The organism is Azospirillum lipoferum (assembly GCF_024170005.1).
Lineage (GTDB): Bacteria > Pseudomonadota > Alphaproteobacteria > Azospirillales > Azospirillaceae > Azospirillum > Azospirillum lipoferum.
Genome location: NZ_JALJXJ010000010.1, coordinates 37,352 through 58,730, shown reverse-complemented (window position 1 = coordinate 58,730; position 21,379 = coordinate 37,352). Strand labels below are relative to the sequence as shown.

The window sequence follows — 21,379 nt, the reverse complement described above, 5'->3', positions numbered from 1 at the left end:
CCCTTACTGGTAGCCCTTGGGGAACGGGTTCGGCTCGATCAGGTCGGCGGTCTCGAAGACGACGTCGAACTGGCCGTCGGTGCGGGCGCGGCCGACGCGCGTCTTGCTCCACAGGTGATGGTTCTCATGGATGCGGACATAGCCTTCCGGCGCACCGGTGAACTCGATGCCGGCCGACGCGGCGGCGATCTTGTCGATGTCGAAGCTCTTGGCCTTCTCCGCCGTCAGCTTCCACAGCCAGGGGCCGAGATATCCGGCCTGGGTGACGTCGCCGATCACGCTCTCCCCGCCCCACATCTTCTTGAAGGCGGCGACGAACTTCTCGTTGTTGGGGTTCTTCAGCGACTGGAAATACTTCATGCAGGCATAGGCGCCGGCGATGTTCTCGCCGCCGATGCCCAGCATCTCGTCCTCGGTGACGGAGATGGTCATCAGCACCTGCTTGTTCAGGTCGATGCCGGCGGCCTTCAGCTGCTTGTAGAAGGCGACGTTCGACCCGCCGACGACGGAGGCATAGATCACGTCCGGCTTGGTCAGCTTGATCTTGTTGATGACCGAATTGAACTGGGTGTGGCCGAGCGGGAAATATTCCTCGCCGACCACCTTCTGTCCATGCATCTCGATGTGCTTGCGGGCGATCTTGTTGGAGGTGCGCGGCCAGATATAGTCGGAGCCGATCAGGAAGAAGCTCTTCGCCCCCTTCTCCTTCGTCACCCAGTCCAGACCTGCCAGGATCTGCTGGGTGGCTTCCTGCCCGGTGTAGATGACGTTCTTCGACTGCTCCAGCCCTTCGTAGAAGGTCGGGTAATAGAGCATGCCGTTATACTGCTCGAACACCGGCAGCACCGCCTTGCGCGACGCCGAGGTCCAGCAGCCGAACACCGCCGCCACCTTGTCCTCGACCAGCAGCTTGCGCGCCTTCTCGGCGAAGGTCGGCCAGTCGCTGGCGCCGTCCTCCTGGATGACCTCGATCTTGCGGCCCAGCACGCCGCCCATCTCGTTGATCTGGGCGATGGCCAGCTTCTCGGCCTGCACCGACCCGGTCTCCGAGATCGCCATGGTGCCGGTGGTGGAGTGCAGGATGCCGACCTTCACCGTGCTGTCGGTGACTGCCAGCTTCGTGGTGTTGACGGCGTCGGTCGGCAGCGCCTGGGCCAGCGCGCCGCGCGGCAGCAGGCCGACGGCCGGCAGCGCCGCCATGCCGAGGAGGAGCTTGCGGCGGAGCGGCGAAGGCAAGCTGGTGAGCTTGTCCGCATCGATCTTGTCCGAGGACATGAAACCTCCTGATGTTGGCCGTTGTCGCCCTGCAAAGACCGTCCGCAACCGGGGACGGCTGTTTTGAAAGGCATTTTTTCGGGGGAGTTGGCGGAACCATCCGCGACAGGACGGCCCGATGGTTGGCCGAACGGTGCGGTGCAGCAATACGTGGATTTGCGTATAGGGGTGGCGGACGGCAAATCGTTATAAAATTGCAGGAGTCTGAATTCGATCCGGCGCTCGCAACCACCCAAAAGCGAGTGACGCCTTCGTGTTCTCTCGCAGAATATACCGACCCTCAGGCTTTGTTGTTCGACCACTTTATTTATGACAGACTGACAGAGGAGCGAGCTTTACTATGAGCACGACCAAAAAGAGGAAATCTTAAACAATCTGTTACACTAACCGATTTCAGGGAGGGCGAATGGGGCCGACGGCGGGGCGCCAGAGGGTGATCGCGGTCCGGCGGACCTACAACAGGTGTGTCGCCAACCAGACGCTGGAGGATTACGCGCTGCGCTTCACCGCGCGCAAGGCGCGTCGCTGGTCGCCGTCGCGCGTCGCCAACACCGCACTCGGCTCGATCTCCTTCCTGGCGCTGGAGGCCATCGGCGGGGCCATCACGCTGAATTACGGCTTCACCAATGCGCTCTTCGCCATCCTGACCGCCGCCATCCTGATCTTCGCCAGCGCGCTGCCCATCAGCTATTACGCCAGCCGCTACGGCGTGGACATGGATCTGCTGACGCGGGGCGCCGGCTTCGGCTATATCGGCTCCACCATCACGTCGCTGATCTACGCCTCCTTCACCTTCATCTTCTTCGCCATCGAGGCGGCGATCATGGCCACGGCGCTGGAGATGGTCTTCGGCCTGCCGCTGGCCGCCGGCTACGTCGTCAGCTCGCTTCTGGTCATTCCGCTGGTCGCCTACGGCTTCACCGTCATCAGCCGCCTCCAGCTGTGGACCCAGCCGCTTTGGCTGGCGCTTCACGCCCTGCCCTTCCTGTTCATCGCCGTTCAGGACGACGAGGCCTTTGCCGCCTGGACCCGCTTCCCCGGCCGGGCATCGGACACAGGCGCCGGCGGGGGCGGCGGCTTCGACCCGATGCTGTTCGGCGCGGCGGCGTCGGTGGTGTTCTCGCTGCTGGCGCAGATCGGCGAGCAGGTCGATTTCATCCGCTTCCTGCCCTACGATCCCGACGCGAAAGGTCGCAAACGGCTCGGCTGGTGGGCGGCGCTGGTGGCGGCCGGGCCAGGCTGGATCGTCATCGGCACGATCAAGCTTCTGCTCGGATCCTTCCTGGTGGTGCTGGCGCTCCAGAACGCCGTGCCGCTGGAGCTGGCGGCGGAGCCGACGCGGATGTACCTCGTCGCCTTTCAATATGTGACGCCGTCGCCGCAGCTGGCGCTGGGCCTCACCGGCCTGTTCGTCGTGCTGTCGCAGCTGAAGATCAACGTCACCAACACCTATGCCGGCTCCATCGCCTGGTCGAACTTCTTCTCGCGCCTGACCCACAGCCATCCCGGACGGGTGGTGTGGGTGGTGTTCAACGTCGTCATCGGCCTGATGCTGATGGAACTCGGCATCTACAAGACGCTGGAGCCGGTGCTCGGGCTCTATTCCAGCGTCGCCGCCTCCTGGATCGGGGCGCTGGTCGCCGATCTGGTGGTGAACAAGCCGCTCGGCCTCAGCCCGCGCCATGTCGAGTTCAAGCGCGCCCATCTCTACGACATCAACCCGGTCGGCGTCGGCGCCATGCTGCTGGCGACGGTGCTGTCGATGCTGGCCTTCCTGGGCGGGCTGGGGACGACCCTGAAGGTCTGCGCCCCCTTCCTCGCCTTCGCCGCCGCCTTTCTCGCCGCCCCCGCCATCGCCTGGGCGACCCGTGGCCGCTACTACATCGCCCGCCGCCCCTTCGAGGACTGGAACGGCGAGGAGGCGATCCGCTGCCGCATCTGCCAGCATGCCTTCGAGCCGGAGGACATGGCCTTCTGCCCGGTCTATGCCGGGGCGATCTGCTCGCTCTGCTGCTCGCTGGACGCCCGTTGCGGCGACGGCTGCAAGCGCGACGCCCGGCTCGGCGTGCAGCTGCGGCACGCGCTCGATGCCGTCCTGCCGCCGCGGGCCGCGACAGCGCTGAAAGCCCGGCTCGGCCATTATCTGGGCGTCCTGCTGATGCTGGCGCTGGCGGTCGGCGCCGTGCTGTCGCTGGTCTATGTCGAGGTCGCCTCCGTCAATGCCGAGGCGCAGGCGCTGATCCGCAGTACACTGTGGAAGGTCTTCTTCATCCTGATGATCGTGGCCGGCGTCGCCACCTGGCTGTTCGTGCTGGCCCGCGAAAGCCGGAAGGTGGCGCAGGAGGAGACGCAGAAGCAGACCGCCCTGCTGATGCAGGAGATCGAAGCACATGAGCGCACCGACGCCCAGCTTCAGAAGGCGAAGGAGGCGGCAGAGGCGGCGAACCTCGCCAAGAGCCGCTATCTGGTCGGCATCGGCCACGAGTTCCGCACGCCCCTGAGCGCCATCTTCGGCTATTCACAGATGCTGGAGCGCGATCCGGCCATGCCGCCGCACCGGGTGGATGCGGTGCGCGTCATCCGCCGCAGCGCCGAGCATCTGTCCGGACTGCTCGACGGGCTGCTCGACGTGTCGAAGATCGAGAGCGGCCGGCTGCAGCTGAACCGGGCAGAGGTGCGCTTCGGCGACCTCCTCGACCAGCTCGTCGGCATGTTCCGCCTTCAGGCGGAGGCCAAGGGCATCGCCTTCCGCTTCGAGGCGCCGGAGGATCTGCCGCCGGTGGTCTTCACCGACGAGGGCCGCATCCGCCAGATCCTGATCAACCTGCTGTCCAACGCCATCAAGTTCACCGACAGCGGTACCGTCTGCCTGCGCGTGCGCCACCGCAGCCAGATCGCCGAGTTCGAGGTCGAGGACACCGGTCCCGGCATCGCCGCGGCCGATCTGGAGCGTATCTTCCAGCCCTTCGAGCGCGGCTCGGCCGCCAATCCGATGGTGCCCGGCATGGGACTCGGCCTGACCATCACCAAGCTGCTGACCGAAGTGATGGGCGGCGAGATCACCGTGACCAGCACGCTCGGCACCGGCAGCCTGTTCCGGGTGCGGCTGATGATGTCCGCGGCGATGCTCTCCACCGCCTCATCCCAGCCCGATCTTCCGATCCGCGGCTATCGCGGGCGGCGCCTGACCGTGCTGGTCACCGATGACGACCTCGCCCACCGCAACCTGCTGGCCGATCTGCTGGCCGAGCTTGGCTTCACCGTCTTCAAGGCGACCGACGGCCCGACCTGCCTCACCATGGCGGAGCTGCACCGGCCGGACATCCTGCTGCTCGACATCTCCATGCCCGGCATGAACGGGCTTGAGGTGGCAAGGCGCCTGCGCGCCTCCGGCCATGGCGACACCACCATCGTCCTGGTGTCCGCCGACACGCGGGAGGACCGTCCCGCCAACGGGCCGGGGGTCGGGACCGGCGCCGACGGCGGCCTACCGCATGACGGCTTCGTTGCCAAGCCGGTCTCCATCCCGAAGCTGCTGGCCTGCATCGGCCGGCTGCGCGGCATCGACTGGGAGTATGAGACGCCCGCCGGCACCGACGACGGCCCGCCGGACTTCGCCGCGTCCGAACTGCCGCCGCAGCACCACATCGCCGAGCTGATCCATCTGGGCCGCATCGGCTATGTCCGCGGCATGCAGGCCAAGCTGGCCGAGATCGCCGCCGCCCATCCGGAGCTGGAGCGCTTCGTCGGCCGCATGCGGACGCTCGTCAGCAATTACGACCTGAACCAGTATATGGCCGCGCTGGAGGCGGTGTACCGCGATGACAGCCATGATGATGCCAGCCATGACGATGAAATCCGTAACCAGACCGCGTGACGTCGTCCTCGTCGTCGACGATTCGCCCGAAGCCCTCAGCTTCCTGACCGACGCGCTGGAAGAGGCCGGGGTGACCGTGCTGGTGGCGCTGGACGGCCGCAAGGCGCTGGCCCTGCTGGAACAGGTGACCCCCGACGTGATCCTGATGGACGCCATCATGCCGGGGCTGGACGGCTTTGAAACCTGCCGCCAGCTGAAGCGCAGCAGCCAGGTCGCCCATGTCCCCGTCATCTTCATGACCGGCCTGACCGAGACGGAGCATATCCTGAAGGGCTTCGCCGCCGGCGGGGTCGACTACGTCACCAAGCCGATCGTCGCCGAAACGCTGATCGCCCGCATGTACGCCCATCTCGCCAACGCCCGTGTCGCCCAGAGCACGCGGGCGGCGCTGGACGTCACCGGCCGCACCCTGCTGGCCGCCAACCACCGGGGCGAGGTGTTGTGGTGCACGCCGCAGACCACCCGCATGCTGGAGGCCGCCTTCGGCCCCTCCGCCGCCGATGGCCACGCCACCGGCGTCTCGCTGCCGGAGGAGGCGCGCCGCTGGCTGGCGGACCGTCAGGCCGGCGGCGCCGGGCGCAAGCCCGACAGCGTGGTGATCGCCACCCTTGCCGACGGCCGCCGCCTGCGCCTCAGCCCGGTCGGTCAGACCGGCCCCGACGAGATCCTGCTGCAGTTGGCCGAGGAATCCGGTGCCGGCGAGGACAGGCTGCTGAAGGACAAGCTGTCCCTGACCCCGCGCGAGGCGGAGGTGCTGATGTGGGTCGCCAATGGCAAGCCGAACCGCGACATCGCCGAAATCCTCGGCCTCAGCCCGCGCACGGTCGACAAGCATCTGGAGCAGATCTATGCGAAGCTCGGCGTCGAGAACCGGGCCGCCGCCGCCGCGATGGCGGTGCGGGCACTGAATGGCCGGTAAATGGACGGCCGGTAAATGGATGGTGGCCTCCGGGAATCTCACCCGGTCAGCTTGGCGTACACGGCCGGCAGCAGCTCCGGCAACCGCTCCACCCGGCCGACCGGCAGCACGTTGCGCCGGCCAAAGATTCGATGGTGCGTCCCGGGATCACCGCCCAGCGCCACGCAGACCACGTCGATGCCCCGGCCGGCCAGCTCCTGCACCGCCTTGCGGGCATCCTCCACCAGATGGCGCGGATCGGGGCAGTCGATGTCGGACGGCTCGCCATCGGTGACCAGCAGCAGCAGGCGGCGAAGCGTCGGCTGGCCGGCGAGCAGCGAACCGGCATGGCGGATCGCCGCCCCCATCCGCGTCGACCAGCGCCCGTCCAGCCCGGCAAGGCGACCGCGCGCCGCCTCGTCATAGGTGTCACCGAAGCGCTTGACCGGAAGCCACTGCACGGCCTCCCTCCCGTCGGACCGGAAGCCGGCAAGCGCGAAGCGGTCGCCGGCCGCGGCCAGCGCACCGGCCAGCAGGTCGGCCGACCGGCGTTCGAGGTCGAGCACCGTGCCGTCTCCCGCCGGATCGTTGGTGGACTGCGAGGCGTCGAGCAGCAGCAGAACGGACAGGTCGCGATCGCGGCGCCTCGCCCTCCGGTAGACCCGCATGTCCGGAGCATGGCCGTGGCGCCGGGCGACGGCCGCCGCGATGCAGGCGTCGATGTCGAGGTGGTCGCCCTCCCGTTGCCGCCGCCACCGCTCCGGCCTCGCGACGACGGCGTGGCGGACCAGGGCGTGTACCCGGTTCGTCAGCCGCGGGTCGGCAGGTCCGTCCGGCGTTGGCCGCCGCTCCGGCAGGCACTCCACCACCCGGACGAAGTCGGGCCGATGCAGACCGATGCGGTGGTCCCATTCCGGATGGCGCGCCACCGGTCGCATGGCAGCCGCATCCGCCACGGCAAGCGGGGCTGGCCGTGGCAGGGATTGTGGCGGGGATTGTGGCGGCCCGTCGCGGCGGTCGCTCTGCTCCGCCTCCATACGCTCCGGCCGGACCGCATCGAGCGGATCGTCGGCATCGCGCGGCGGCTCCGGTGGAGCGTCGTACAGCCAGAGGCCGCTGTTGTCGTCGCGATAGGGCGGTTCGACGCGGTGCCCCCGGGCGTTGATCTGGACCCGCGTCTTGCCGAGGTCGTCGGCGAGGATGCCGCCGAGCATCAGGCTGAAATCCGGGTCGTCCCAGCGGTCCGGCCGCTCGAAGAACAGGCGCTGCCCCCTGTCGACCCAGGCGTTGCCGTCCCGGTATGCGGGGTCGAACAGGGCCCGTGCAATCCGCTCCATCAGATCGGCCGCCATCAGCGACGCCGACGGCTCCACCCGATGGAAGGGAGCCCACAGCCGCCGCAGTCCCGGCAGGCGGCGCATGGCCAGATGCTCCACCCGCGCATCCTCGACCAGCGAGACGACGATGGTCAGCAGGGGCTTCAGCCCCCTCGCCGGTCGGGGCTGCGAGAACATCCGATGCGCCCCGACATGGGCCAGCGCCGCGCGGTAGAAATCCATGCCGGGCCAGACCGCGGGCAGCCGGACGAGGTCGGCATCGAAACGGGGCCGCATCGCCGCCGGGTCGCCATCCTGCACCAGAGGCCGCAGCGGTGGATCGACTCCCCACAATGCCGCCACATAGGCTTTCAGCCGGCGTTCGGCATCGGCCAGCGCAACCCCGTCCTCCATCGCCGGTCAGAAGCAGGCGCCGACCGCCGCCGCCAGCGCATCGCGCAGGTCGGGATCGTCGGTCAGGGGCAGCACGATGGCCATGCGGCAGGCGGCTTCGGGCGCAACCCCGCGGGCGATCAGCCGGCCGGCATGGATCAGCATGCGGGTCGACGCCCCCTCCTCCAGCCCGCGGCCGCGCAGGTTGCGGCTGCGCTCGCCCACCGCCACGACACGCGCAGCCATGGCCTGTCCGATCCCGGCCTCACGCGCGACGATGTCGGCCTCGATCCCGGCCGCCGGATAGCCGAACTCCAGTGCGGCGAAGCGTTGCCTGGTGGACTCCTTCAGGTCCTTCGCCACGCTCTGGTATCCCGGATTGTAGGCGACGACGAGCTGGAAGTCCGGGTGGGCGGTCACCAGTTCGTTCCGCTTGTCGAGCGGCAGTGCCCGACGTTCGTCGGTCAGCGGATGGATGACGACGGTGGTGTCGGCCCGCGCCTCGACGATCTCATCCAGATAGCAGATGGCGCCATGGCGCACCGCCAGGGTCAGCGGCCCGTCCTGCCACACCGTTCCCTCGGTCTCCAGCAGGTGACGGCCGACGAGGTCGGAAGCCGTCAAATCCTCGTTACAGGCCACGGTGACGAGCGGCCGGCCGAGCCGCCAGGCCATATGTTCGATGAAGCGCGTCTTGCCGCAGCCGGTCGGCCCCTTCAGCATCACCGGCATGCGGGCGGCATGGGCCGCCTCGAACAGGGCGATCTCGTCGCCGGTCGGGCGATAGAAGGGCTCCCGCTCGATCCGGTAGGTCTGGAGCGCCATGCGCGGGCCTTTCGCGATGGAATTGCCCGAGGATCAGCGGTGCGCCGGCTCTTCCGCCGGGATGCCGTCGATCGGGCATTCGGGCGTGCCGACCGTCGGACGGGTGAAGGACTCGACCATGGCCCGCGTCCCCTCCGGGTCGCTCACCCACTGGCGATAGAAATCATAGGGACAGGCCGCCTCGCCCTTCACCCCGTCATGGCTGTTGATCATGCCGGTGTAGCCGCGATGGACCAGCTTGAAGAGGTGGTTCTCCGACTGGCCGTTCTTGCGGAAGTCGCGGATCAGCGTCTTGGACAGCTGGGCGTACTGGATGCCGTACTCCTCCTCACCGCATTCGCCAAGCGTGCGGCCGTCGAAGCCGACGATGGCGGAATGGCCGAAATAGGAATAGACGCCGTCGAAGCCGGCGGCGTTCGCCACGGCGACATAGACGTTGTTGGCCCAGGCCATCGCCTTGGCCATCAGCACCTGCTGGTCCTTGGCCGGATACATGTAGCCCTGGCAGCGCACGATCAGCTCCGCCCCCTTCATGGCGCAGTCGCGCCAGATTTCGGGATAATTGCCGTCGTCGCAGATGATCAGGCTGACCTTCAGCCCCTTCGGCCCCTCCGACACATAGGTGCAGGTGCCGGGATACCAGCCCTCGATCGGCACCCAGGGCATGATCTTGCGGTATTTCTGCACGATCTCGCCCTGGTCGTTCATCAGGATGAGCGTGTTGTAGGGTGCCTTGTGCGGGTGGTCCTCATGCCGCTCGCCGGTCAGCGAGAACACGCCCCATACCTTCGCCTTGCGGCAGGCCTCGGCGAAGATCTCGGTCTCGTCGCCGGGAATTGTGGCGGCCGTCTCGTACATCTCCTTGGAATCATACATGATTCCATGCGTCGAATATTCGGGGAAGATGACGAGGTCGAGGCCGGGCAGTCCCGTCTTCATGCCGATGAGCATGTCGGCGATCTTCCGCGCATTCTCCAGCACCTCCGCCTTGGTGTGAAGGCGGGGCATCTTGTAATTGACGACGGCGACGCCGACGGTGTCGTTGCTGCTGGTGATATCGCCGTGGATCATCTGGGTCTCCCTGCATGACCGGGCATGGGGCGGAGCGTGCGGGAAGCGGACCGAACTCCCGGCTTCCCTGTTGTTTTTGCACGCCTCTTCGTCGCCACCGATCATCGGGGAGCGGCCGGTCGGCGGGAATACGCGATTCCCCGTATGGTCGGCCGGGGAGAGAGACTGGCGATGACGTTGTCACGGCCCTGTCCTGCCCTCGATCACCCCGTGGCGCGAATTCCGCCGCGACCGAAAGCCGGGTGGGGGCGGCTCAATCCTCCGCCAGATTGCCGTAAAGCTGCTGAAGGGTCGCGTTCAGCTTGCTGATCTGCGATTCCGACAGCCCCTCGAAGCTGCGGGCGAACAGCCGCCCCGTCGCCTCCTGGATGCGCTCGACCAGCGCACGGCCGGCCGGCGTCATCGTCACTTCGGTGACGCGGCCGTCCTCGGCGTTGGTGCCGGTGTCGACCAGCCCCTCCGCCTTCATGCGGTAGACGATGCGGGTCATCGTCGACAGCTTGACGATGGCGTGCGTCGAGATCTCCGAAATGCTCGAGGTGCCGTGCGTCTTCAGAATGAACAGCACCCGCCATGTCGGGATGTCGGTGCCGATCCGCTTCAGCGCCGTTTCCATCTTCTGGGTGTAGATGCCCTGGACGCGGGCAAGCCAGTAGAAGGGGAATTCCTCCACCTGGAACTCGGGGTCCGACGGGATGTAGCGGCGCAGCTTCTTGGTGATGGCCATGATGCCCAGTGTCTATCCCGCGTTTGGCCGGCGTTTGGCGAGGCCGGGGCCCTCTTGTACCAACCGCCGGTTCGGTTGCCAAACGCCTTGCGGTCGGGTGCCCGCTCACCAGCCGGGTCCGCGTTCCGCCCGCATCTTGCGCACCATGGCGTCGAAGAACTTGACGGCGAAGCCGCTGTCGCGGATCAGCATGGCGGTCAGGTCGCTGCATTTCTGCCGGACCTCGGCCGACAGCTCCACGTCCTCGCCGCGCATGCTGTCGGCCAGCGTCTGGATCTCCGCGGCGCGCTGCACCGTCCACAGCAGAAAGAAGGTCTTGGCGATGCTGGACTCCCCCACCGCGATGCCGTGGTTGCGCAGCACCAGGATGTGCTTGTCGCCCAGGCTCTCCAGCATGCGCGGCTTCTCGTCGGCGAAGAGCGTGATGCCCTCGAAGGCATGGTAGCCGACGCGGCCATAGAGCTGGGCGCCGTAGAAGTCGTTGTGCGAGAAGGCCTGCTTCTTCTGCACGATGGCCGACACCTCGGTGGTGTGGGTGTGGATCACGCAGTGGATGTCGTCGCGCGCCTCGTGGATGGCGCTGTGCAGGGCGAAGCCCGCCGGGTTGGCGTCGTAGGGCGACGGCTCCAGCTTCTCCCCATCCAGCCCGACCTTCAGCAGGTTGGCCGGCGTCACCTCGGTGTAGTTCAGGCCGAAGGGGTTCACCAGATAATGGTGCGCCGGCCCCGGCAGCCGGGCGGAGATGTGGTTGAAGATCGTCTCCGTCCAGCCCATGAAATCGACGAGGTGATAGCAGTCGGCCAGCCGGCAGCGCAGCGCCCACTCCTCCTCGCCGATGTGATCGGGCCTGACGACGCTGTTGTGGCCGGGCTTCGAGGCGGTGGCGGTCATCATGGTTTGCGGTCCTCGTCGGATGGAGGTTACAGGCCCGCGGCGGCGCGCAGCGCGCTGTCGCTCTTGAAGCGGGCGAGGATGGCGATGTTGCGGGTCAGCGGCATGGACAGCCCCTGCAGCTCGGCCAGTTCGATGACGGCCTCGCAGATGGCGGAAAGCTCCAGCGGCAGCCCCTTCTCGAAGTCCTGGAGCATGGAGGTCTTCACCGGCCCCATGCCGGCGCCCATCGCCAGCAGCGATGCCGGGTCGAGTTCGATCCGCGCGCCATAGGCGGCGGCGGTCAGCAGCGCCTCCGACAGCATCTGGCGCGCGATCTGCGACAGCGACGGGTCGCCGTAGATGTCCTGCAGCGTCGCCCCCGACACCACCGACAGCGGGTTGGAGCTGAGGTTGGCGATCACCTTCGTCCACAAGGGATCGCGCACGCGCCCGCTCGCCTGGGTATGGATGCCGCAGGCGGTCAGCATGGCGGCGGTGCGGGCCAGCCGGTCGCTGGGACGGTGGTCGATCTCGCCCAGGATCAGCTTCAGCGGGTTGAAGCTGCGGGCGACGCCGGGCGCCATCCGCTCCGCCGTGATATAGGCGATGGCACCGATCAGTCGGTCGAGCGGCACCAGATCCTTCAGCGCGCCGTCGGGATCGACGGCGCGGACGGCGCGGCCCTGATGGCGTCCGCCCTCCCCCTCGAAATACCACCAGGGGATGCCGTTCACCACCGGGACGACCAGCGTGTCCGGCCCGATCATCGGCCGGGCCGACCGCACCAGCGCAAGCAGATCCTGCGCCTTGGCACAGAGGAACAGCAGGTCCGGTTGCCCCAGCTCCCCCGCCGCCCCGGCCTCGACCCGCACATGATGCTCCCCCTCACGGTCGGTCAGGTGCAGCCCGTCCTGCCGGATGACGTCCAGGGTCGCTCCGCGGGCCAGCACGCCGACCCGGTGGCCGGCCCGGGCGATGCGCACCGCCAGCGTGGTGCCGATGGCTCCCGCCCCGGCGATCCCGACATGCCAGCGCCCGGCGTCGCGCTGCGTCCGCCAGTCCGGCTCCGTCATGAGGCCAGCATCTCCTGATGCTTGCCGGCCATGCCGAGATAGGCCGCCACCACGCGCGGATCATGCGCCAGTTCCGACGCCGGCCCTTCCATGGCGATGCGCCCCAGTTCCAGCACATAGGCATAGTCGGCGACGCGGAGCGCCGCCCAGGCGTTCTGTTCGATCAGCAGGATCGACACCCCCTTGCGCCGCAGCTCCGCGATGATGCGGAAGACCTCGCGCACGATCAGCGGCGCCAGCCCCAGCGACGGCTCGTCCAGCATCAGCAGCTTCGGCCCGCCCATCAGGGCGCGGGCCAGCGCCAGCATCTGCCGCTCGCCGCCCGACAGCGTCGCCGCCATCTGGCCGCGCCGCTCCTTCAGCCGGGGGAACAGGGCGTAGAGCCCCTCCATCGCGGCGTCCTGCTCCCGCCTGGAGCGGGAATGGAAGCGGAAGCCGCCGAGCCGGAGATTGTCCTCCACGCTCATGGTGGCGAACAGCGCGCGCTTCTCCGGCACCAGGCTCATGCCGCGGGCGACCATGTCCTGGATCGCCGGCGACTGCTGGTCATGGCCGTGGAAGCGGATCCGGCCGCGCGACGGCAGCACGCCCATGATGGCGGACAGAAGCGTCGTCTTGCCGGCACCGTTCGGGCCGATGACGGTGACGATCTGCCCCTCGCCCACCCGCAGGCTGGCGTTGCTCAGCGCCTCGATCTTGCCGTAGGAGACGCAGAGGTCGGAGACTTCCAGCAGCGGCGCACTCATTCGACACCTCCCAGATAGGCTTCGAGGACGGCCGGGTTGGTCTGGATCGTCGCGGGCGGCCCCTCGGCGATGCGCTCGCCGAACTCCATGACATAGACGCGGTCGACCAGCCCCATGACGAAGTCCATGTCATGCTCGACCAGCAGGATCGCCATCCCTTCCGAGCGCAGCTTGACCAGCAGTTCGGCCAACGCCTGCTTCTCCAGGAAACGCAGCCCGGCGGCCGGCTCGTCGAGCAGCAGCAGGCAGGGATCGGCGCACAGCGCGCGGGCGATTTCCAGGATGCGCTGCTGGCCGAGCGCCAGGCTGCCCGCCTCGGCATGCAGATATTGGCCGAGCCCGACGCGGACCAGCTGGCGGCGCGCCTCGGCCAGCAGCCGGGCCTCCTCCGCGCGGTCCAGCCGCAGGGCCGCGGCGGCCACGCCCTTGGAACCGCGCAGATGGGCGCCGATGGCGACATTCTCCAGCACGGACATGGTGGGCAACAGCTTGACATGCTGGAAGCTGCGGCTGAGGCCGGCGCTGGCCATGGCACGGGCGGTGCGGCCGTCGACGCGCTCGCCGCGGAACAGGATCTCGCCGGAGGTCGGATGGTCGACGCAGGAGAGCTGGTTGAACAGCGTGCTCTTGCCCGCCCCGTTCGGACCGATCACCGCCAGGATCTCGCCGGCCCGCACGGCGAAGCTGATGTCGTGGTTGGCAACCAGCCCGCCGAAGCGGCGTGTCACCCCCCTGGCTTCCAGCACGACCTCGCCCTTTTCGGGCATGGGTCGGCGGGGCAGCGGCTCGGCGTCGGGCAGGTCCATGCTCTCCAGTACAGCCGGCCGATGGCGGCGACGCTCGAAGGTCTTGGCGATCCAGCCGGCGATGCCGCCGGGAAGGCGCTGCATCAGCAGCACGATCAGCAGGCCGAAGACGATGGCTTCGAAGTTGCCGGTGCGGCCCAGCAGATGCGGCAGCAGATCCTGCAGCCATTGCTTGGCGAAAGTGACGCCGGCCGCCCCGATCACCGCGCCCCAGACCTGCCCCACCCCGCCGATCAGCGCCATGAACAGGAAGTCGATGCCCGCCTGCAGGCTGAAGGGTGCCGGGCTGACGAAGCGCTGGGTGTAGGCATAGAGCCAGCCGGCCAGCCCGGCATAGAGGGCGGCGACCAGGAAGGCGGTCATCTTGGCCTGGAAGCTGTTGACGCCCATCGATTCCGACATGCGCTGCCCGCCGCGCAGGGCACGGATGGCGCGGCCGACACGGGAATCCAGCAGGTTCAGCGTCGCCACCACCGCCAGCAGCAGCACCGCCCAGATCAGGTAGAACAGGGTCTCCGCCTTGTCGAAGGCGATGCCGAACAGGCTCAGCGCCGGAATGCCCGACAGGCCGGTATGGCCACCGAGGAACTCCAGATTGCCGAACAGGTAGAACAGCGACAGGCCCCAGGCGATGGTGCCGAGCGGCAGGTAATGGCCCGACAGCCGCAGGGTCACCGCCCCCAGCACCGTCGCAATGGCGAGCGTCAGCACAAGGCCGACCGCCAGCCCGGCCAGCGGCGACCCCGCCATCCAGGCGAGCGACGCCGGCAGGTCGGCGGCGGACACGCTGGCGAGATAGGCGGTGGCATAGGCGCTGACGCCGATGAAGGCGGCCTGTCCGAAGCTGGTCATCCCGGCGACGCCGGTCAGCAGGACGAGGCCCAGCGTCGCCAGCGCGAAGATGCCGATGTTGTTGGCAAGCGTGACCTGATAAGTCGGCAGCAGCAGCGGGGCGGCGGCCAGCACCGGCAGCAGGGCCAGCACGATCCAGCCGGACGGGGACAGCCTGGGCATCGACGGGACGGGCCTCGCAGCGGGAGTTTTCGACAGCACGCCGGGCTTCATTCCTCGTCCTCCGCGCCATGGTGGGAGAGGGAGCGCCAGACCAGAACCGGAAGGATCAGCGTGAAGACGATGACCTCCTTGTAGCTGCTGGCCCAGAAGGTGGAGAAGGATTCGGCCTGACCGATCAGCAGGGCGCCGAGTGCGGCGACCGGATAGCTCGCCAGCCCGCCGATGATGGCGCCGACGAAGCCCTTCAGGCTGATGATGAAGCCGCTGTCGTAGTAGATCGTGGTGATCGGCGCGATCAGGATGCCGGACAGGCTGCCGATCAGCGCCGCCAGCGCGAAGCTGGCCTTGCCCGCCAGCTCCGGCGAGATGCCGACCAGCTCGGCCCCCAGCCGGTTGACCGCCGCGGCGCGCAGCGCCTTGCCGTACAGGCTGCGCTCGAAGAACAGGTAGAGACCCAGGATCAGGCCGAGCGACACCGCCACCACCCAGAGGGTCTGGCTGTTCAGCATCACCATGCCCAGCCTGAGGCCGCCGTCGGAGAAAGGTTCCGTCCGCGCACCCTCCGGCCCGAACATCAGCAGCCCGACGCCGACCAGCACCACATGGACGGCGATGGAGACGATCAGCAGCACCAGCGGGTGCGCCGCGGCGATCGGCTGGTAGAAGACGCGGTAGAGCGCCAGCCCAAGCGGCACGATCAGCGCCATGGTCACCAGCGCCTGCACCGCGACGCCGGCATCGCCCAGCGGCACCAGCGTGGTCAGCACGGTGAGCGCCGCGGCATAGCCGACGCCCAGCACCGACCCGCGCCGCACCGCCGGCCGGCCGTCGCGCCGCCATGTGGCGTGGATGTCCATGACCATCGCGGCGGCGGCCAGCGCCAGCAGCAGCCAGCCCAGCCGGACCGGCGTCCCGCCCTGCATCGCCGCCATGGTCAGGGCGGCGAAGGCGACGAATTCACCCTGCGGGATCAGAAGGATGCGGGTCACCGTGAAGACCAGCAGGATCGACAGCGCCAGCAATGCGTAGATGGCGCCGTTGGTGAGCCCGTCCTGGCCCAGCAGCATGACGATCTGGAAGTTCATGACCGGTATCCCTTCGCTCCGGCGGCGATGCCGGGAAAAGTCGGGGCCGCCGCCGGATCACTTCACGAGGTCACTTCACCAGCGTCCACTTGCCGCCGGAAACGGTGATCAGCTCGCGGCCGCGCTCGTCGAAGCCGCTGTGATCGGCGGCGGTCAGGTTGTAGACGCCCTGGGTCGCCGGCAGCTCCTTCACCTGTTCCAGCGCAGCGCGCAGCGCGCCACGGAAGGCGGCGGAGCCGGGCTCGCCGCCCTTCAGCGCGACCGGGATGGCGCGCTCCAGCAGCAGGCCGGCGTCATAGACGTTGGCGCCGAAGGTGGCGGGCTTGGAGCCGTTCTGCTTCTCGTAGGCGGCGACATAGTCGCTGGCGATCTTCTTCGACGGATGGCTGTCGGGCACCTGATCCAGCACCAGCATCAGGCTGGCGGCCAGGATCGTGCCCTCCACCTTCTTGCCGCCCAGCTTCAGGAAGTCGGGCAGCGCGGCACCGTGCGTCTGATAGATTTTGCCGCGATAACCCTGGTCGTAGAGCGTCGTCTGCGGCAGCACCGACGAGCTGCCGGGAGCGGCGATCAGCACCGCATCGGGCGACGACGAGAGGATCTTCAGCCCCTGCGCCGTCAGCGAGGTGTCCTGGCGCTGGAAACGCTCGCTGGCCAGCAGCTTGATCCCGCGCTTGGCCGCCCCCTCGCCGAACACCTTCAGCCAGTTGTCGCCATAGGGATCGGCGGTGCCGATGAAGCCGACCGACTTGATGCCGGCCTTTTCCATATGCGCCAGCAGCGCCTCGGCGATCAGGTCATCGTTCTGGGTGGTCTTGAACACCCATTTCTTCTGTTCGGTCATCGGCAGCACGACGGCGGCGGTGCCCACTGGGGCCAGCATCGGCACGCCGGCCTCGGCGGCGAACTGGATGACCCCCATGGCGTTGGGCGAGCCCGACGGGCCGATGATGGCGTCGACCTTCTCCTCGGTGATCAGCTTCTTGAAGGCGGCGACGGTCGCCGTCGGGTCGCTGCCGTCGTCGAGCGTGATGTACTGCACCGTCTGGCCGCCGATGTTGGTGGGCAGCAGCGGCACGCTGTTCTTCTGGGGAATGCCGACCAGCGCGATGGGGCCGGTCGAGGAGGTCACCACGCCGACCTTCACCTGCGCGTCCGCCGGAGCGGCGGCACCGGCCGCGAGTGCCCCGAACAGCAGCGAGACCGCCAGTTTCTTTGCAAACACCGCACCCTCCGTTCTGTGTTGCCCGTCTGTTGTCGTCCGCATGGACTGGCCATCGGACCCGTCGGGCCGGTCCGGCAGGCGCCCGCCGGGGCCGCTTCCACCGTCCAACCTCTTGTTATGCTGAAAGAACAAAGCAAAGAGCGCGCCAGTGGAAGCCGGAACGCCATCGCATCGATTGCAGAAAACGTCGACAATAGAAGGCGCGAACAGTCCATGTCCGGCCAGCCGGCAAAGTTTCGGTGGAAATACGGGTAGGATCGAAGCTTCCGTACGGTACCGGATCGAACGTCCGGCAACTCTGCTCTTGAAGATTTCGATTGGAGCCGCCGCCGCGTTCCGCCTCCGAAGACCTGCGGCGGTAACGCCGGATGCCGGCTGCCCTTTCCGTCCATTAAGCCAGAGTTCCGTGAATTCGCAATCGAATTTTCAAGAAAAACCGCCCATTTTTTAACACTCGATTGCATGCCTTTCAGGCGGATAACCACCAAGTTGGACAATCAGGTACTTTGGAATGGCTCCCTATCCGAAAAGTGTAAACCTCTGAAAATATGTTTTTTCACAATGATATAGCTCTCGATCTCTCCCGACTTCAGGCCCGCGCCCCCTTTTTTGCCGCCCAAGGCATTGCTCGGTTTTTGTGCTTCGCCATCGGAAATTATTTTCCCAAAGTCAATTGACTAATCACGTTTTTCGTCGTTAGGCTTTGGGCATCCCATCCACCCCGAACCGCTCCGATCCGGCCGCCAGGACAAGCCCGGTATCGTGAGAGCCGCGGGGAAACCGGCAGGACCGGGGAAGGCCATTGCCATGACGATCTTCGTTCAAACGCTCGACATCGCCGGCGACGCCGCGGATCGCGACGCCCTCCCGACGGTGGCGCTCAAGGACACCATCGACATCGCCGGCACGCCGACGCGCGCCGGGAGCCGGTCGCTTGATGATGCCCCGCCGGCCCCGGCGCATGCCGAAATCGTGCGCAACCTGCTGGCCGCCGGTTGGCGGATCGCCGGCAAGACTACGATGCATGAGCTGGCCTTCGGCACCACCGGCATCAACCGTTGGGCCGGCACCGCACCGAACCCGAAATTCCCCGATTTCGTGCCCGGCGGCTCGTCCAGCGGATCGGCCGCTGCCGTCGCCGCGGGCATGGTTGATGCCTCGATAGGCACGGATACCGGCGGATCGGTGCGCATCCCGGCCGCCTGCTGCGGCGTCTTCGGGCTGAAACCGACCTTCGGCCGGGTCAGCCGCCAGGGCGTGATGCCGGCCCGCAGCACGCTGGACTGCGTCGGCCCCTTCGCTGCCGACATGCGATCCCTGGTCGCCTGCATGGCCGCCATCGACCCGAGTTTCCGCTCCGGCTCCGGCCCGCTGCCGTCCGTTGATGACGTAGCCATCGGCCTGCTGGAAACGGACGCCGATGCCGGAATCGCGGCGGCGGTGCGCGCGGCGGTCGAGGCCGCCGGCCTGCCGGTCGAGCCGGTGCGGCTGACCGGCATGCGCGCCGCCTTCGAGGCCGGGCTTTCGATCATCAACGTCGAGACCTGGGCCGCCTGCGCCGCCCTGGTGGAGACCGGTCTGGTCGGCGAGGACGTGGCCTTCCGCCTGCGCAACGCCGCCCGCACCACGGTCGAGGACGTGGGGCGCGCCGAGGAGGTCCGCACCACCTTCACCGCGGAGGTCGACGCGCTGCTGGACCGCGTCGCGGTCATCGCCCTGCCGACCATGGCCGGCCCGCCGCCGCTGGTCGCCGAAGCCGGCGACACCAGCCGTCTGGTCCGCATGACGACACTGGTCCGACCCTTCAACCTGTCCGGCCACCCGGCCATCGCCATCCCGCTCGCCCCCGTCGACGGCGCGCCGGCCAGCCTGCAGCTGGTCGCCGCCAAGGGCGCCGACGAGCTGCTCTGCGCGGTCGCCACCCGCATCGCCGACCGGTTGCCGCCTCCCGACTGACCCGGCCCGCCTCCGGGTCCCTGCGAATTCCCAATCCTGATGCCCCAAACCCGATGCGAGGGACGGAGCCGCGCTCCGAATGCGGACGCGCGCCCTTCCTCCATCGCCTGCCATGGAGATCCCCCATGTTGGCGACTCTGCCCGTGCAGACACCTGACGGCGGCCGGAGCTTCGACGACGCTCTGCTCGCGGAGCTTCTGACCGAGATCCGCGGCCGGCGCGCCGAGTTCGAACAACAGCAGTTCGTCTCCCAGGACATCATCGAGCGGTACCGCAAGCTCGGCGTCTACCGTGCCCTGGTCGCCCGGCGCTTCGGCGGTGACGAGCGCTCGCCCGCCGAGTTCTGCCGGCTGGTCGAACGCATCGCCGAGGCCGACGGGTCGGCCGGCTGGGTCGCCAGCTTCGGCATCGGCGCGGTCTATCTGTCGGCTCTGCCGCTCGACACGCTGCGCAGCCTCTATGCCCGCACGCCCGACCTCGTCTTCGCCGGCGGCATCTTCCCGCCGCAGCCGGCGGTCTTCGTCGATGGCGGCCTGAAGGTGAAGGGCCGGTGGAGCTGGGCCAGCGGCTGCATGGGCGCCGACATCGTCGGCGTCGGCATCGCGCCGAAGAACAGCGACGGCACCGGCGGCCTGCCGCGCATGGCAGTGATGGCGCGCAGCGCGGTTCGGATCGAACGCAATTGGGACGTCGTCGGCCTGCTCGGTACCGGCAGCCACGATCTCGTGGTCGATGACGTGGTGGTGCCGGAGGAGTGGACCTTCGTGCGCGGCGGCAAGTCGGCGCTGGACGAGCCGCTCTACCGGTATCCGACGCTGGCCTTCGCGGCGCAGGTCCTGTCGGTCGTCTCGCTCGGCATCGCCCGGGCGGCCCTGGACGAACTGCGCTCGATGGGCTCGCGCGCGTCGGTCACCGGCGCGCCGAAACTGGGCGAGCGCGTCGCTTCCCAGCTGGAGACCGCGAAGCTGGAGGCCGAGCTGCGCGCCGCCCGTTCCTGGTTCTACGGCGCCATCGACGAGGTGTGGCAGTGCCTGCTGGCCGGCGCCGAGCCGGCGCCGGATCAGGTCAGCATGCTGCGCCTGTCCGCCACCCACGCCACCCGCACCGCCGCCGACGTGACGCGCCGGGCGCAGATGCTGACCGGCATGGCCGGCGTCTACGAGCGCTGCCCGATCGCCCGCCATGTCCGCGACGTCCAGATGATCACCCAGCACGCCTTCCTCGGCGACGTCACCTACCAGAACGCCGGCGCCATGCTGTTCGGCCTCTCCCCCCTGCCCGGCTATCTCTGACCCCAACCCCGGAGATCTTCCATGAGCGACAAGAAGCCCCTGCGCGTCCTGTTCTGCATCGGCGTCAACCAGAACTTCTTCGACGCGACGGCGGAGGAGGCCAAGCAGGTGTGGGGCGCCTTCTCCACCATGATGCGCGGCATCGGCGAGCTGCCGGGCGTCAAGGTCTTGGGCAACCTGGACGACGACCAGATCATGGTCGGCCCGTCGACCAACTGGCCCTGGACCACCTATGTGCTGGCCGACGTGCCGGACATCGAGACGGTGACCGCCGCCTGCAATCTGTTCCGCGTCACCCCGGTCGGCGACGGCACCTTCAAGCTGTGGAAATACTGCCGCGTCGAGGCCCGCGTCGGACGCGAGCTGGTGATCCCGCAATGACCGCCACCCTCCCCGCCGGGATTGCCGAAACAGACATCGCCGATCTGCAGGCACGCCTCGCCCGCTTCGAGGCGGAGGCCGCCGTCCGCGCCTGCATGGTCCGCTACATGGCGCTGTGCGACGCGCTGACCCCGGCGACCCCGCTGGACGAGCTCGCCGGCCTGTTCACGCGCGACGCGGTATGGGAGGGCATCGGCGAGAAATACGCGAAGACCTTCGGCCGTCTCACCGGCCGCCCCGCTCTGCGGGAGATGTTCGCCAAGTACATGGTCGAACCCTCCCACTTCGCGCTCAACGTCCATTTCCTGACCTCCGAGCTGATCCGGTCCACCGGGCCGGACCAAGCGGAGGGCTCCTGGGTCATGCTGCAGACCTCGACCTTCGCCGCCGGTGCCTCGCACCTGAACGCCGCCCGGCTGACGGTGGATTTCCGCCTGGAGGAGGGTGCCTGGCGCATGAGCCGTTTCCGCACCGAAAACCTGTTCAGCCGCCCGGTCGACGGCTGGAACCGTCCCGACCCGGTTCCGGTCCCGGATTGATCCTCCC

Annotated in this window: 17 protein-coding genes; 6 read left to right on the top strand and 11 right to left on the bottom strand. The window is 68.0% G+C overall.

All coding sequences use genetic code 11. The features are described 5' to 3' along the window. Positions 1-3: 3 nt before the first annotated feature. Positions 4-1,275 carry an urea ABC transporter substrate-binding protein gene (gene urtA, locus J2848_RS21900; protein ID WP_149232703.1) on the bottom strand — a complete coding sequence of 424 codons (1,272 nt, stop codon included), beginning with the start codon at positions 1,273-1,275 and terminating at the stop codon, positions 4-6. Between the two features lie 406 nt (positions 1,276-1,681). On the opposite strand from urtA, the gene J2848_RS21895 reads away from it, so the two are divergent. Further along, on the top strand, positions 1,682-5,152 hold the full coding sequence (locus J2848_RS21895) for an ATP-binding protein (protein WP_149232704.1): 3,471 nt from the start codon (positions 1,682-1,684) through the stop codon (positions 5,150-5,152). Continuing rightward, on the top strand, positions 5,121-6,071 hold the full coding sequence (locus J2848_RS21890; protein ID WP_149232705.1) for a response regulator transcription factor: 951 nt from the start codon (positions 5,121-5,123) through the stop codon (positions 6,069-6,071). The genes J2848_RS21895 and J2848_RS21890 overlap by 32 nt, the downstream gene beginning before the upstream one ends. A 38-nt stretch (positions 6,072-6,109) precedes the next feature. Here J2848_RS21890 and J2848_RS21885 read toward each other — a convergent pair whose 3' ends face one another. The 10 genes from J2848_RS21885 to J2848_RS21840 all read right to left on the bottom strand — a co-directional run bounded on the left by J2848_RS21885 (position 6,110) and on the right by J2848_RS21840 (position 17,204). Continuing rightward, positions 6,110-7,780 (bottom strand): nitric oxide reductase activation protein NorD, encoded by a 1,671-nt coding sequence (locus J2848_RS21885; protein ID WP_149232706.1) that lies wholly within the window; start codon positions 7,778-7,780, stop codon positions 6,110-6,112. Between the two features lie 6 nt (positions 7,781-7,786). Further along, positions 7,787-8,584: a CbbQ/NirQ/NorQ/GpvN family protein gene (locus J2848_RS21880; protein ID WP_149232707.1), complete on the bottom strand. Its 798-nt coding sequence runs from the start codon at positions 8,582-8,584 to the stop codon at positions 7,787-7,789. Between the two features lie 33 nt (positions 8,585-8,617). Next, positions 8,618-9,655, bottom strand: coding sequence for an aliphatic amidase (locus J2848_RS21875; RefSeq protein WP_149232708.1), 1,038 nt, complete (start codon positions 9,653-9,655; stop codon positions 8,618-8,620). Between the two features lie 253 nt (positions 9,656-9,908). Further along, positions 9,909-10,382 (bottom strand): MarR family winged helix-turn-helix transcriptional regulator, encoded by a 474-nt coding sequence (locus tag J2848_RS21870; RefSeq protein ID WP_149232709.1) that lies wholly within the window; start codon positions 10,380-10,382, stop codon positions 9,909-9,911. Positions 10,383-10,487: 105 nt separating this feature from the next. Continuing rightward, positions 10,488-11,276 carry a class II aldolase/adducin family protein gene (locus J2848_RS21865; RefSeq protein ID WP_246193988.1) on the bottom strand — a complete coding sequence of 263 codons (789 nt, stop codon included), beginning with the start codon at positions 11,274-11,276 and terminating at the stop codon, positions 10,488-10,490. 26 nt (positions 11,277-11,302) lie between these two features. Further along, on the bottom strand, positions 11,303-12,328 hold the full coding sequence (locus J2848_RS21860) for a ketopantoate reductase family protein (RefSeq protein ID WP_149232710.1): 1,026 nt from the start codon (positions 12,326-12,328) through the stop codon (positions 11,303-11,305). Next, on the bottom strand, positions 12,325-13,074 hold the full coding sequence (locus J2848_RS21855) for an ABC transporter ATP-binding protein (protein WP_149232711.1): 750 nt from the start codon (positions 13,072-13,074) through the stop codon (positions 12,325-12,327). The genes J2848_RS21860 and J2848_RS21855 overlap by 4 nt, the downstream gene beginning before the upstream one ends. Then, a complete protein-coding gene (locus J2848_RS21850) occupies positions 13,071-14,894 on the bottom strand; it encodes a branched-chain amino acid ABC transporter ATP-binding protein/permease (RefSeq protein ID WP_170307107.1) in 1,824 nt (607 codons plus the stop codon). Before J2848_RS21850 ends, J2848_RS21855 begins: the two co-directional genes overlap by 4 nt. Positions 14,895-14,941: 47 nt before the next feature. After that, positions 14,942-15,979: a branched-chain amino acid ABC transporter permease gene (locus tag J2848_RS21845; protein WP_149232713.1), complete on the bottom strand. Its 1,038-nt coding sequence runs from the start codon at positions 15,977-15,979 to the stop codon at positions 14,942-14,944. A 70-nt stretch (positions 15,980-16,049) separates the two neighbouring features. Further along, on the bottom strand, positions 16,050-17,204 hold the full coding sequence (locus tag J2848_RS21840; protein ID WP_211103209.1) for an ABC transporter substrate-binding protein: 1,155 nt from the start codon (positions 17,202-17,204) through the stop codon (positions 16,050-16,052). 807 nt (positions 17,205-18,011) lie between these two features. On the opposite strand from J2848_RS21840, the gene J2848_RS21835 reads away from it, so the two are divergent. The 4 genes from J2848_RS21835 to J2848_RS21820 all read left to right on the top strand — a co-directional run bounded on the left by J2848_RS21835 (position 18,012) and on the right by J2848_RS21820 (position 21,372). Next, complete coding sequence (locus J2848_RS21835; protein ID WP_149232715.1) at positions 18,012-19,160, top strand: amidase; 1,149 nt, start codon at positions 18,012-18,014, stop codon at positions 19,158-19,160. 125 nt (positions 19,161-19,285) lie between these two features. Next, positions 19,286-20,452, top strand: coding sequence for an acyl-CoA dehydrogenase family protein (locus J2848_RS21830; protein WP_149232716.1), 1,167 nt, complete (start codon positions 19,286-19,288; stop codon positions 20,450-20,452). 21 nt (positions 20,453-20,473) lie between these two features. Next, the gene (locus J2848_RS21825) at positions 20,474-20,833 is read left to right on the top strand and encodes an IacB protein (protein WP_149232717.1); all 360 of its coding nucleotides are present in this window, start codon (positions 20,474-20,476) and stop codon (positions 20,831-20,833) included. Continuing rightward, on the top strand, positions 20,830-21,372 hold the full coding sequence (locus J2848_RS21820) for a nuclear transport factor 2 family protein (RefSeq protein ID WP_149232718.1): 543 nt from the start codon (positions 20,830-20,832) through the stop codon (positions 21,370-21,372). Before J2848_RS21825 ends, J2848_RS21820 begins: the two co-directional genes overlap by 4 nt. Positions 21,373-21,379 lie beyond the last annotated feature (7 nt).